Genomic DNA, 13,337 nt, shown 5'->3' with positions numbered 1-13,337 from the left:
TTGCTTTTAATATCCTTCTATACCATCTTCAGTTAAAACCCCAAATAAAGAACTACTAAAGAGTAATAATATTATTCCGAAGTACATAAAATAACTCAAGCAATGTCCCATTACAGCTCCTTGTAATCCAAACTCATCAATGAGGTAGATACTAGAAAAGTACATCATTATGAATAAAAACACTTCTAGAATTAAGAAATGTGCAAACATCTTTTTCGCTAAAAACTGATAGGCTATAACCATAGAAAGTACACGTGCAATATCACCTAAGATCTGATACCCAAATAAATCTTCTACTGGTCTAAAATCTTCGGTAAACAATATGTTTATTAATAGAGATCTGCTTAAGTAAATAATTAATAGTAATACCAAAAATGCAGGCATAATACTCTTGTAGAAACTAAATACTTCCTTTCTAAAATCGCGTTTAGAATTAATTTCAGAAAAACGAGGCAAAATATAAAGTGCCGTCAACGAATTGATAAACATCAAATAATAATCTGAAACTCTTGTCATTGCTGTCCAATGGCCTGCGGCTTTAATACCAACTTCGTCAATAAGATAATTTCTAATTATAATCATCACAATTGGTATTGCAATAGCACTAACCAACGCCATAATCATATAAGGACTTAATTTCTTTAAGACCGACAGACTTATTTGTGTAATCTTAACAAATGACATTAAACTGCGTCTAAACGCTATACCAACAATAGTTATAAGCAAATTAAGCGCAGGCGTAATCACTATGGCTATTAATGCACCATCTATATTTTCTTGATATATGAGAATTAGCGTTACTAAAAGCCCAAGAACTTGACCTAAAACATTTATAAGCAACAAATATTTGTGCTTAGAAAACCCGTTCATAATAGAAAAGGTAAACATATTTAAAGCATAGAAAGGCAAAATAATGGCAAGCGTTTTAATGATATATGTATATCTATAATTTGACGAAAAAATAATATCATTTATAAACTGAGCATTGTAATAACATAAAAAAGCGAGGAAAGTAGACGAGAAAAACCCTAAATAAAAGACAGTGGATAAGGTTTTTGTAAGCTCAACCGAATCATTTTTAACCTGACTTACAAACTTAACAACACCTTTATAAAGTCCTGAAATCGATAACGACTGCAGACCGCTCATAAAATTTCGCAAATTTCCAATAAGTGCCATCCCCTGTGGACCAATGTATACAGCAATAAATTTAGAAATTAAAATACCTGCTAAAATTCTGAGACTAATATTGGCTAAGTTTAAACTTGCTGCCTTTACTAAAACTTCGCTATTGATGTAATTAAAAAACTTTTTCAATTAATATGTGTTTAAAGCCGAGATAACCGACTGAATATCTTTATCTATCATCACAGGACTCATAGGCAAACTTATAATTCTTTTATGAATATTTTCCGTAAGTGGAAGATTAAAACACGAAAAAGAACGCAAAGCCTCTTGTTGATGCGGTGGTATAGGATAATGAATCAACCATTCTATTTGATTGGCATCTAAAAACTTTATAAAATCAGCTCTATCATCAACCTCAACGACAAAAGCATAAAATATATGATTCTTGCTACCATCATAAAGTGGTAATTTTAGCTTTGGGTTTTTAATGCCATTTAAGTAAGCCTTAGCAATTTCCCTGCGTCTATCATTATCGTTGTCTAAGGTCTTCAATTTTATACTTAAAAATGCCGCTTGCATATCATCTAAACGACTATTAAAACCAATAATTTTATTCGTGTACTTTTCTTCACTACCGTAATTTCGCAATAACTTAATGACAGTAACTAATTCTGAATCGTTAGTTGTAATGGCTCCACCATCTCCAAGTGCTCCTAAATTTTTACTCGGATAGAAGCTAAATGCTGCTGCATCTGAAAGGTTACCTGCTTTAGCTGAATTTGAAATTGAATCTGCAATCGAATTTGAACTATTCTTTTTGGAATTTAAAATGGCTCCGTGTGCTTGGGCTGCGTCTTCAAATAAAAGTAAATTAAAATCTTTAGCTATTTGTTGTAAGCCTTCAACATCTGCCAATTGACCATATAAATGAACCATTATAATGGCTTTAGCATCAACAAATATGGCCTTATCTGTATCGACAGAAATCGTATATGTATCTGGATTGGGCTCCACCAAAACAGGAATCAAATCCGCATGTATAACCGATAAGATTGTTGCAATAAATGTGTTGGCAGGTACAATAACCTTATCTCCTTTTTTTAGCTTACCGAGTTCTATATAGCCTTTTAAGATCAGAGTTAAGGCATCCAATCCATTACCTGTACCAATGCAGAATTTTGTACCACAATAGTTGGCAAACTCGTTTTCAAAATTGGTAACGTTATTTCCTAGAATAAAATGGGCATCGTCTAAAGATTTACTAAACGACGCTTGAAACGCGTCTCTAAAGCGGTTATTGATCTTATATAAATCTAAAAACTTAATCATAAATTTAAAAATTGAAAGGACATATCTCTTCTTTGTACAATTAACTAATCAGATAAGTCTGTGAAATATAAAACAACAATTGATTAAATTAAAACTTTAATTAATTAGATTTCAACAACCTTATATAATACTCATTTTAATTAGTTCATAATTATTTGAATTATAAGGAAGAAAAATAAACTTATGTTTTAGGTATATCCAAAATTTTATGACTAGACGTTTCTAACAGATATGTGTTAGCCGTATAACTTCGTGCACCACAGCTTTCTTTCCAAAAAATGAGACCTTCATTAATTTTATTCCCGTTGTCTTCACTCGAAATATTAAAATCAAAATAACGCTTATCATCGCCCATTTCATTGATTATAAAATCATAAGCCAAATCGAGACTACCGTACGCGTTTTTATCAGCATTACCAGAAACATACTGAGGATGAACAGTTGTTTTAGTTAAAAAAACGGTTGATCCTGCGACAACTTTATCATCTTTATATATGTTGACCTGTTTGATATTCTCTGGAAAACGCGTCGCCAATAATTCTATTTCTTGTAAAGAATGGACTGGTTTTACACCATGTTTCTTATCTAGATTTGGTATTAAAACTGAATTCCAAAACTCGCTGAAATTTGTATCTACTTTAAGTTTTAGTCCAGATCTTAAGGCTTTATTGATACCTTCTCTTCTATTTTTTTGAAAACGTAATTTATGGGCATAATCAATGACCATTAGCACATCTTTTTTTAATAATTGTGCGTTAGCTTTATAAAGGAAATAGTCCAATTCATCTGCTGGCATACTATTATAAAACGTGGGTATCACTTTTATTTCGAGTTGCTTAAACCCTTCTAATTCATAAAAAGCAAGCATCGCTTTAAAGGCTTCAAAAGCATAAAAGAATTTAGATTTATCTTGAAGCACAAAGCTCCCGTAAGTTAGGCCTTGATGAGAAATTACTTTATCCTCAACACTATTTGCAGGAAGTAACGCATACAACTGATCATCTTTATAGATCATTATTGAAAAATCCTCAAAACGATCATTGTGATAATCCATAAAACCACGTTGAAACAAGAATGTCGCATTCTTAGCCTCTTTCACAAACGCATCCCATTCCGATTGTAAGCTAGAGTGATATTTTTTTACTGAGAAAATAATGTTGACTATTTAGTTAGACACCAAAGTAAACAAAAAACTATGAGTTAAGTTTATTAATACAGAGTAATTATTGAAGCGACAAGGAAATAATTAACCACATTATAAGCAAAACCCAATGAGTGATTAACGTGTTTGTTTTCCTGAATTTATAAAACAAAAAAAGAGAAACATTTTTCAATGTTTCTCTTTTCAAAATATATAATAAATCTTAGTAGATTATATTTTATTACGCTTACGATCTGTTTCTTTCAAATAGATTTTACGTAATCTTAAAGAGTTTGGAGTTACCTCAACATACTCATCTTTCTGAATATATTCTAAAGCTTCTTCTAAAGAAAACTTAATTGCAGGTACAATCTTAGCTTTATCATCTGCTCCAGAACTACGTACATTACTCTGCTTTTTAGCTTTTGTAATGTTTACAGACATATCATCTTGACGAGAATTTTCTCCGATAACTTGTCCTTCATAAATACTTTCTCCTGGCTCAACAAAGAACTTACCTCTATCTTGTAATTTATCAATTGAATAAGGAATCGCTGTTCCGTTTTCCATAGAGATTAAAGATCCAGAAATACGTCCAGGAATATCACCTTTATAAGGCTGGTATTCTTTAAAACGGTGTGCCATAATTGCCTCACCAGCAGTTGCTGTTAGTAATTGGTTACGTAAACCAATAATACCACGAGAAGGAATCATAAACTCACAAATCATACGCTCACCTTTAGTTACCATACTTAGTAACTCACCTTTACGCTTAGTAACAAACTCTACAGCTCTACCAGATACCGTCTCAGGAAGGTCAATTGTTAACTCTTCAATTGGTTCACATTTAACACCATCAATCTCCTTGATGATTACTTGTGGTTGTCCAATTTGTAATTCATAACCTTCACGACGCATCGTTTCGATTAATACCGATAAGTGTAATACACCACGACCAAAAACCATGAATTTATCTGCACTACCTGTTTCACCTAACTTAAGCGCTAAGTTTTTCTCTAATTCTTTTTCTAAACGATCTTTAATATGACGAGATGTTACAAATTTTCCGTCTTTACCAAAGAAAGGAGAATCGTTAATTGTAAATAACATACTCATTGTTGGTTCATCTATCGCAATAGATTTTAAACCTTCAGGATTTTCTAAATCCGAAACAGTATCTCCAATTTCAAATCCTTCAACACCAACAAGTGCACAAATATCTCCAGTTTCAACGCTTTGAACTTTCTTACGTCCTAAACCTTCAAAAATGAATACTTCTTTAATTCTACTTTTTACGATTGAACCATCTCTTTTTACTAAAGCGATTTGTTGTCCTTCTACAATATTTCCTCTTTGTACACGACCAATCGCAATACGACCAGTAAATGAAGAGAAATCTAAAGATGTAATTAACATTTGTGTTGTTCCTTTCTCAAATTCTGGAGTTGGCACATGCTCAATTACCATATCTAATAATGGCTCAACATTTTTAGTTTCATTTTTCCAATCATCACTCATCCAGTTGTTCTTTGCAGAACCATAAACGGTTGGGAAATCTAACTGCCACTCTTCAGCACCAAGTTCAAACATTAGATCGAAAACTTTTTCATGTACTTCATCTGGAGTACAGTTTTCTTTATCCACTTTATTGATAACTACACAAGGCTTTAAACCTAAATCAATTGCTTTTTGTAATACAAAACGTGTTTGTGGCATTGGCCCTTCAAAAGCATCTACCAATAACACAACACCATCAGCCATGTTTAATACACGTTCTACTTCACCTCCAAAATCGGCGTGACCAGGTGTATCAATAATGTTGATCTTAGTATCTTTGTATACTACAGAAACATTTTTAGAAGTAATTGTAATACCTCTTTCTCTTTCTAGATCATTGTTGTCTAGAATTAAGTCTCCTGTATTTTCGTTTTCACGGAATAATTGACAGTGATACATAATCTTATCTACCAATGTTGTCTTTCCGTGATCGACGTGCGCAATAATTGCAATATTTTTAATCTTGGTCATAACTGATGCTGATTTTTAAGCGTGCAAATGTACGTTTTATTCTTCTTTTTCCGTTAATTATATGTTATAATTTTATTATCAAATAATTTGAAGCCGTATCTTACGTTAAATAATTGATTAACAGGTAAAGCCTTCCCTACAAAACCTACCGCTAACTAGGCAACTAAAACTGCCTTTTTTAGGCTAATCTGAACTCTAAAAAATTAACAGATGAAAACTCTTAGCAAATACACCAAATTTATCCCTTACCTCTATTTTTTGTCGGTAATTATATATTGGTTTACAACCATGAATAAAAGTGAAGGCATTTCTGCTTATCCTATATTATTATTTGGAATTCCGTTTTTATGGCAACTAATTAAACCAAATAGAAAATTAAATTTCTCTTTAGGAATTATTTTTGTGTGCTTGTCTTCTTACTTAATTCTAGCTTATGTATTTGATTTACTCCATATTATTCATTGGTCAGAAACCTCAAAAAAACTACTATTTTATGGAGGGCTTTTAGTTATTGGAAACTTTGTAATGTCACTATGGATTGTGAGAAATAGTATTAAGAAGGTCTTTTAATTGAATACGGAAGACTTATTGATGGCTAAGTAAAAACAAATTTGCAAAAACGCAAAGCATCGAACTTTTGAAACTTTGAAACTTTGAAACTTTGAAACTTAATATCCATTAATCATAGTTTCATCTAAACATACATAATCGTATCTTTGTACCTTACTAATTTTAAGTCTAAAGCTTTGATATCAATTCCAAAATTAAAACATACAGATTCCAATAACTTCTTTTTACTTTGCGGCCCTTGCGCTATTGAAGGTGAAGATATGGCACTTCGTATTGCCGAGAAAGTTATAAAAATTACAGATAAACTTGAAATCCCTTACGTTTTTAAAGGTAGTTTCAAAAAAGCGAATCGTAGTAGAATTGATAGTTTTACAGGTATTGGAAACGAAAAAGCCTTAAAAATTCTCAGAAAAGTTTCTGAAACTTTTGACGTCCCAACAGTAACCGATATCCACGAAGTATCTGATGCTGCAATGGCTGCAGAATATGTAGATGTTTTACAGATTCCTGCATTTTTGGTGAGACAAACAGATTTAGTAGTTGCTGCTGCCGAAACCGGAAAAGTTGTTAATTTAAAGAAGGGACAATTTATGAGTCCTGAAGCGATGAAGCATGCCGTTCAAAAAGTTAAAGATGCTGGCAATGATAAAGCTTGGATTACAGATCGTGGTACCATGTTTGGTTACCAAGACATGATTGTAGATTTTAGAGGTATCCCAACCATGCGCCAATATGCCCCAACAGTTTTAGACGTTACCCACTCATTACAACAGCCTAATCAAAGTATTGGTGTTACCGGAGGACGACCAGATATGATTGAGACAATTGCAAGAGCTGGTGTCGTTAATAACGTCGATGGTTTATTTATTGAAACACATTTTGACCCCGCAAATGCAAAAAGTGATGGAGCCAACATGTTACACTTAGATAATTTGGAAAGCTTATTATCTAATTTAGTTGCTATTAGAAAAACAATTAACTCATTATAACTTCTATTTTCACAACTATTGTAAGTAAGGGATTAGATTAACGTCTACCCTTATCCTTACGGAAGTTATCTTATGAACTATTTAAATAGAATTCTAAACTTAGGATTCACTTTGTTATGTACAATAACATACAGCCAAACTCAAAGAACACTAAAATACTCAACCTCTAATAAAGGAAAATTATTTATTAGCTGGGGCGGAAATAGAGGAGCCTATTCAAAATCGGATATTCGCTTTAAAGGTGAAGATTACGATTTTACGATAAGTGATGCTACAGCAAAAGACAAACCTAAAGGTTGGCATATCGATTATATAAATCCTACTCGAATGACCATCCCTCAAACAAATGCCAAATTGGGTTATTTTATTTCAGATCATTACACCGTTTCAATTGGTTTAGACCACATGAAATATGTTATGAATAGAGACAGAAATAGAAATGTAAACGGCTATATTAATTTACCAGACAATGAACCTGGAAGCAATTATAACGGTGAGTTTAATGATGAAAATGTATTTATTTCTAGTGATTTATTAAAATTTGAACACACGGACGGTCTCAACTTTATCTACACCGAAATTGCAAGATATGATGATATTTCATCATTATTTCATATAAACGATACAGATAAATTTCAAGTCAATATAACCGAAGGTATCGGAGGAGGTCTTTTATTTCCTAGAACGAATACAACACTGTTACAAAAGGATAGATATGATCAATTTCATGTGTCAGGTTATGGATTATCTGCTAATATTGGATTAAATCTCACATTCTTTAAACACTTTTTTATACAATTAAATGCAAAAGGTGGCTATATTGATATGAATAATATAAGAACAACCAATGATTCAGCAGATCATGCAGAGCAAAGTTTTTACTTTTTTCAGCGTGTTGTCTCTTTTGGTAGTATATTTAAATTAAAAAAATGATACAAATAAGACCCGCAACATTAGAAGATATTCCTGAAATCACTTCACTTTTTAGAGATACTATTACTCATATTAATAAGAAACATTATTCTGAAAAGCAAATTAATGCTTGGTCTTCTGGTGCTGACGATGTTGAAGAGTGGGAAAAACGAATCGATAAATTCTATTTTATTATTGCTGAAATCGAAAACAATATGGTTGGTTTTGCCTACTTAAAAAACGGCAATTATTTAGATGGATTATTTGTTCATAAAGACCATCAACGCCAAGGGGTGGGTTCAAAACTATTACGGATTATAGAATCTCAAGTGATGATGAATGATTTTGAAGTCCTGAAATCTGACGTCAGCAAAACAGCTTTACCTTTTTTTGACAATAAATACTTTGAAGTTCTTAAAAAACAAAACAAGAATGTTAAAGGCGCTGGCTTTGAAAATTACCTGGTAGAAAAGCAACTATAAAGTAAAAATCATACAGTAGATAGAGGCATCATGTCTAGTGATTTTTATAAGCTTTTACTCCGGCTTCAATTTCTAGTTTAATATAATTTTCACCGGGTACAATAGGACAAGAATACTTCTCATTATAAGCACACATCGGATTATATGCAGAGTTAAAATCTACTTCTAATGCATTGCCATCGGGAATTTCTAAATCTATATAGCGACCACCACCATAAGTTGAATATCCATTACTATGATCTAAAAAAGGCAAGAATAAATAATCTTCAAAACCTTCCGTTTGCATCAATTCTTCTCCTTGGTAAACATTCAATTGATGAGATTCACCTTTTAATTCAAAAGTTAAAACACCAAAAACACGTTCTTTAGATAAGCGATCTGTACTGGTTTTCATATAAAACCATTCGCTATTTGGCGTGCGCTTTAAAGTAGCTATTACAACATAAGTCGAATCATAAGGAAAGAAATCTAAACCTTCAAAATTCTTTAAATCCTTCGCTTTTAAAGGGGATTTTGACGCATCCTTAAACTCAGTATTCATTTTTTCTTGAAATGGAGTTTCATATTTTAAAACCTTTTTTTCCTGAGCACAGCTAAAACAAAACAAAACCGTAATTAAAACAACTAAAATGCGCATAATTTTATGATTTAAACTTCAAAAATACAACATATAGAATTTCATTTCAGTTTTATGAGATATTTAATAGTATACATTTTATAATCATCTACTTTAAATGTAATTTTAAACACTTATGGAAGATTTAGATTTAGACGTTTTAATTATTGGAGCTGGCCCAATAGGAATTGCCTGTGCGTTAGAATGCAAAAAACGAAACTTGAATTATCTGGTACTCGAAAAAGGAGCTTTAACCAACTCATTATTTAATTATCCGTTGAACATGACCTTTTTTTCAACATCTGAAAAATTAGAGATTGACAACATTCCTTTTATTAGTAACAACCCTAAACCAACGCGGAATGAAGCTTTAGAATATTACAGGCGTGTTACAACATCTAACGCTTTAAATATTAATCTTTATGAAACGGTAATAGACGTCAACAAAACACCAACCGGATTTAAAGTTCAATCGGATAAAGCAGAATACAACACAAAGAAAATCATCATAGCGACAGGGTTTTATGACATTCCAAATCTCTTAAATGTAGAAGGTGAAGATTCACCAAAAGTGTTTCATTACTATAAAGAAGCCCATCCTTTTACTTTACAAGATATTGTAGTTGTAGGTGCAAGTAATTCGTCGGTGGATGCCGCTTTAGAAATTTATAGAAAAGGGGGTAATGTTACTATGATTGTAAGAGGGGACGCCATTGGAGAACGTGTAAAATATTGGGTCAAACCAGATATCTTAAATCGAATTGAAGAAGGTAGTATTAAAGCTTATTTTAATTCTGAAATCAAAGAAATAAAACCTTCAGAAATTATCGTTAATACTCCTAAAGGCGAAAAAATAATAACCAACGATTACGTCATTGCATTAACAGGTTACAGACCAAATTTTAAGTTTTTAGAGAAGGCTGGAATTGCATTTTCTACAGATGGAAAATCCATTCCTAATTATAATCCAGAAACAATGGAATCTAATGTTAAAGGCCTTTATCTAGCTGGAGTTATTTGTGGAGGAAAAGAAACGCACAAATGGTTTATTGAAAACTCTAGAGTACATGCCAAAATGATTGCTAATCATATAGAGCAAACTATATAATTATTAAAAGAAAACGGACTTACGAATCTAGGCTTCTCTAGAGTAATTATTTCACAGGTTTAATTTCACTGTACTTAATAACATGAGATAGTACAATCTGGGTTTTAGTTTCACCATAACTAATTAACTGATCAATAAAAACCTCTAAGTGCTTCTGATTTTTTAGCACCACTTCCATTACTATATTTTCGTTACCCGTAATACGATAGCAATTTACCACCTCATCATAGGTTTTCACCTTCTCTAAAAAAGGTTTTAGCATCCCCATAAACGCTCGTAATGTAATTAAAGCCTTAAGCTGATAACCCGCTTCAAAAGGAGAAACGAATGTGGTATACCCTTGAATAACTTCAGCATCCTCCATTTTTTTTATACGTTCCGAAACTGCTGGCGACGTTATACCAACTTGTCTTCCGATTTCGGCATTAGATATGCGCGCATTCTGTTGTAAGCACTTTAAAATCTTCCAATTTAAATTATCTATCTTCATTTAAAGAAATTTAACTATAATAACATTATTATTAAAGTAAATATACAAAATCACTTTAAATCTTAAAGTTTAAATTCGTATTTAGTCCTTAATTTCGTAGTAATTGCTATTGAAATTATGAATTATAACCTACCATCGCATTTTTCTCATTTGCCTGTTTACCAGAAGGCAATAGATATTATTGTGTTGTCTCGAAGTATCTCAACCTATCTCAATCAAGATTTATCATACTTGAATGCTGATGGTTCAGAGGATGAGCATATTTATTTCTCAGGAGATATTGTTCAACAATCTACAAATCTTGCCCCTCAAATTATTAGTGCTGAACAAGAACGTTGTTCTCATAAAAAGAGTAAGCATCTAGAAAGCTTAGACCGTTTAACAACGCGTCTATACAGCAATTGCAAAAGACTAGAAAAATCTAATAGTAACGGAAGAGATTATCTACCTATTCTTCGTGGAGAATTAAGAAAGTTTAGAAAATTACAACGCACTTGGATGTTGACGCTTTAAGACGTTATTTTTTTTCAATTAGTTGTGCATTGCTCATAAAAGAATTTTGATAATTCTTAATTTTAGAACTCATGGCATCTGCTATAATTACAAATTGACTTTTACCAACACTTTCTGATAAGCGTAATAGGAGATTATAGGTGTTATTTCTACCTACATAATCCGCATCTTCAATAACAAATAATTGGATTTCTCCTAAATGAATACCATTTAAAAAATACAACTTACTTAATCGTGCAGGAGTGGCAATCACAATATCCTGACCGTAATACACTTCCGTTTTTTGCTTTTCAATATCATATTCATCGTAAAGCGCATAAACCCTTAAATCTGTGTTTTTAGTAAAACGCTCAAATTCATCTTTTAAAGCTAAAGTATCTGCCTTATCTTTTACAATGATTACGGCACGTGGAGAATCCTCAAACGCTTCAGCTTTCAGCTTATGAATAGTCGCAATAATAAGCGCTGTTGTTTTCCCACTATCTTTTGGTGCAATGATATAAGCATCAGAGCCCCCTTTTAATATTGGAAGTACTTTTTTCTGAAACGGATTTGAAGTTTCATAACCAGCGTTTTCTAAAGATTCTTTTAATAAAGGATGTAATTTTTTGAAAGACATGAATGCATTTTTTAAATAGTAAATTAAAAATTTACTAAGGACTGCAAAGATACCATTAATGACAGACTTTACAGTCGGCTTTGTCTTGTATTTCTCCAACTAAATGACCTTCATCATTCATTTTAAAGCCGCAACAATCCATAAAACCCTGTGCAATCTGTTTTCTTGCACGCTGAATTTGAGATTTTACCGTTGGTAATGAAAGGTGTAATTGATTAGCGACCTCTTGTTGTTTTAAGCCTTTAATATCAGATAAAAACAAAGGGTCTCTATATTTTTTAGGTAAGCTTTTTATAATACCTCTAAGACAATCTTGCTCCGAATGTTCACTAGGTTCTGGCTCTGATTCTATTTCTAAATCGTCTACAGGAAACTCTTGTTTATTTTCTCTAAAGTAATCTAAAACCGTATATCTAGCAATTGAAAACAACCATGATTTCAGTTTATCTTCGTCTTTTAGGGTATGCAACTTTGTATGAACTTTTATAAAGGTTTCCTGAAGAATATCTTCTGTAATCACAGGATTCTTTACTTTACTTAGTATAAAGCGTCTTATGTCTTCTGCATATAGTCCCCAAACATCTTTTGTAGTCATACTCTAAATTAATTAAAATTAGTTCGGACACAAAATCTTGTATCCGAACTAACACTAATTTAACAATTGCAGTTTGTACATGCACAGCTATTACAAGTACAGTCAAAACAATTTCCTTTTGCGCAACTATCACAGTCGCAAGTGCATTCTTTATTTTTCATGATATCTATTTTTTTAGTTCATATAATAGACGAAAGAATCTTTAAAAAGATGCAAAAAAGATGACACTATTTATTGATGTTGAATTATTTCACCAATATAATTGCTTCGTGAGTAATTGGAAAATTGCAAGAATTAGCTATAAAACATAAGCTGTTTGCCTTATTATGCAAACTTAGTGCTAGTGTTTTTTGTGCCTCATCTTTTATAGTCACCATAGGTTTTAACCTTACCGATTTAAAACTTCCACTTCCTGAAGCCATAACTTCTAAATCGCCTTCTGCATGATCTGTATAGCTTAAGATTTCAATATTATTTTGAGCACAAACGTATAAATAAGACATCATGTGGCACGATGTTAAAGCTGACAATAATAAATCTTCCGGATTGAACAAGGCGTCGTCACCTCTAAAGGGTTTTGCTGCCGACACTTGTAATGGCGTTGTTTTATTATCTATTAACACCTCATGATTCCGACTGAAAGTTCTTGGGTTTTGTGTGCTTTCGCCTTGATTAATTGTCCAGTTTACGGTTGCTTTAAAGATGTGTTTTATAGACATGGTGTTATTTTAATTGATGTAAAAAAAAGCGCTTCAGATTGAAACGCTTTTTTATCTTATTATTATTTATTGAGATCCCAAAACTAGTTTGGGATAAG

General features: G+C 32.1%; 15 protein-coding genes. 6 read left to right on the top strand and 9 right to left on the bottom strand.

The window, feature by feature from the left end:
- Positions 1-6 precede the first annotated feature (6 nt).
- The 4 genes from HM984_RS03840 to typA form a co-directional block, all read right to left on the bottom strand.
- Positions 7-1,317: an O-antigen translocase gene (locus HM984_RS03840; protein WP_115807583.1), complete on the bottom strand. Its 1,311-nt coding sequence runs from the start codon at positions 1,315-1,317 to the stop codon at positions 7-9.
- The gene (locus HM984_RS03835) at positions 1,318-2,457 is read right to left on the bottom strand and encodes a DegT/DnrJ/EryC1/StrS family aminotransferase (RefSeq protein ID WP_179348184.1); all 1,140 of its coding nucleotides are present in this window, start codon (positions 2,455-2,457) and stop codon (positions 1,318-1,320) included.
- A gap of 181 nt (positions 2,458-2,638) precedes the next feature.
- Positions 2,639-3,556, bottom strand: coding sequence for a GNAT family N-acetyltransferase (locus HM984_RS03830; protein ID WP_179348183.1), 918 nt, complete (start codon positions 3,554-3,556; stop codon positions 2,639-2,641).
- Positions 3,557-3,829: 273 nt separating this feature from the next.
- On the bottom strand, positions 3,830-5,626 hold the full coding sequence (gene typA / locus HM984_RS03825) for a translational GTPase TypA (RefSeq protein ID WP_115807586.1): 1,797 nt from the start codon (positions 5,624-5,626) through the stop codon (positions 3,830-3,832).
- Positions 5,627-5,836: 210 nt separating this feature from the next.
- Between typA and HM984_RS03820 the strand changes: the two genes are divergently transcribed.
- The 4 genes from HM984_RS03820 to HM984_RS03805 all read left to right on the top strand — a co-directional run bounded on the left by HM984_RS03820 (position 5,837) and on the right by HM984_RS03805 (position 8,579).
- On the top strand, positions 5,837-6,196 hold the full coding sequence (locus HM984_RS03820) for a hypothetical protein (RefSeq protein ID WP_179348182.1): 360 nt from the start codon (positions 5,837-5,839) through the stop codon (positions 6,194-6,196).
- Positions 6,197-6,372: 176 nt separating this feature from the next.
- Positions 6,373-7,185: a 3-deoxy-8-phosphooctulonate synthase gene (gene kdsA / locus HM984_RS03815; protein WP_218845007.1), complete on the top strand. Its 813-nt coding sequence runs from the start codon at positions 6,373-6,375 to the stop codon at positions 7,183-7,185.
- A 72-nt stretch (positions 7,186-7,257) separates the two neighbouring features.
- Positions 7,258-8,118 (top strand): hypothetical protein, encoded by an 861-nt coding sequence (locus HM984_RS03810; protein WP_115807588.1) that lies wholly within the window; start codon positions 7,258-7,260, stop codon positions 8,116-8,118.
- Entirely contained in the window at positions 8,115-8,579 is a 465-nt protein-coding gene (locus HM984_RS03805) for a GNAT family N-acetyltransferase (RefSeq protein WP_179348181.1), read from the top strand. Before HM984_RS03810 ends, HM984_RS03805 begins: the two co-directional genes overlap by 4 nt.
- Positions 8,580-8,613: 34 nt before the next feature.
- Here the strand turns inward: HM984_RS03805 and HM984_RS03800 are convergent, their stop codons facing one another.
- Positions 8,614-9,216, bottom strand: coding sequence for a DUF1684 domain-containing protein (locus tag HM984_RS03800; protein WP_115807590.1), 603 nt, complete (start codon positions 9,214-9,216; stop codon positions 8,614-8,616).
- A 115-nt stretch (positions 9,217-9,331) separates the two neighbouring features.
- Here HM984_RS03800 and HM984_RS03795 point away from each other — a divergent pair, with 115 nt between their 5' ends.
- On the top strand, positions 9,332-10,303 hold the full coding sequence (locus HM984_RS03795; protein WP_179348180.1) for a YpdA family putative bacillithiol disulfide reductase: 972 nt from the start codon (positions 9,332-9,334) through the stop codon (positions 10,301-10,303).
- Between the two features lie 46 nt (positions 10,304-10,349).
- Here the strand turns inward: HM984_RS03795 and HM984_RS03790 are convergent, their stop codons facing one another.
- The gene (locus HM984_RS03790; protein WP_115807592.1) at positions 10,350-10,793 is read right to left on the bottom strand and encodes an Lrp/AsnC family transcriptional regulator; all 444 of its coding nucleotides are present in this window, start codon (positions 10,791-10,793) and stop codon (positions 10,350-10,352) included.
- A 117-nt stretch (positions 10,794-10,910) separates the two neighbouring features.
- Here HM984_RS03790 and HM984_RS03785 point away from each other — a divergent pair, with 117 nt between their 5' ends.
- Positions 10,911-11,306, top strand: coding sequence for a hypothetical protein (locus HM984_RS03785; protein WP_115807593.1), 396 nt, complete (start codon positions 10,911-10,913; stop codon positions 11,304-11,306).
- Between the two features lie 4 nt (positions 11,307-11,310).
- Here the strand turns inward: HM984_RS03785 and HM984_RS03780 are convergent, their stop codons facing one another.
- The 3 genes from HM984_RS03780 to HM984_RS03770 all read right to left on the bottom strand — a co-directional run bounded on the left by HM984_RS03780 (position 11,311) and on the right by HM984_RS03770 (position 13,239).
- The gene (locus HM984_RS03780) at positions 11,311-11,925 is read right to left on the bottom strand and encodes a DEAD/DEAH box helicase (RefSeq protein ID WP_179348179.1); all 615 of its coding nucleotides are present in this window, start codon (positions 11,923-11,925) and stop codon (positions 11,311-11,313) included.
- A gap of 55 nt (positions 11,926-11,980) precedes the next feature.
- Positions 11,981-12,520: a sigma-70 family RNA polymerase sigma factor gene (locus HM984_RS03775; protein WP_115807595.1), complete on the bottom strand. Its 540-nt coding sequence runs from the start codon at positions 12,518-12,520 to the stop codon at positions 11,981-11,983.
- Positions 12,521-12,765: 245 nt separating this feature from the next.
- A complete protein-coding gene (locus HM984_RS03770) occupies positions 12,766-13,239 on the bottom strand; it encodes an OsmC family protein (RefSeq protein ID WP_179348178.1) in 474 nt (157 codons plus the stop codon).
- Positions 13,240-13,337: the final 98 nt, after the last annotated feature.

Source organism: Winogradskyella pacifica (assembly GCF_013403915.1).
In the GTDB taxonomy this organism is placed as follows: domain Bacteria; phylum Bacteroidota; class Bacteroidia; order Flavobacteriales; family Flavobacteriaceae; genus Winogradskyella; species Winogradskyella pacifica.
Note: the sequence above shows the minus strand (reverse complement) of the source record. Positions and strands in the feature narration are given on the sequence as shown.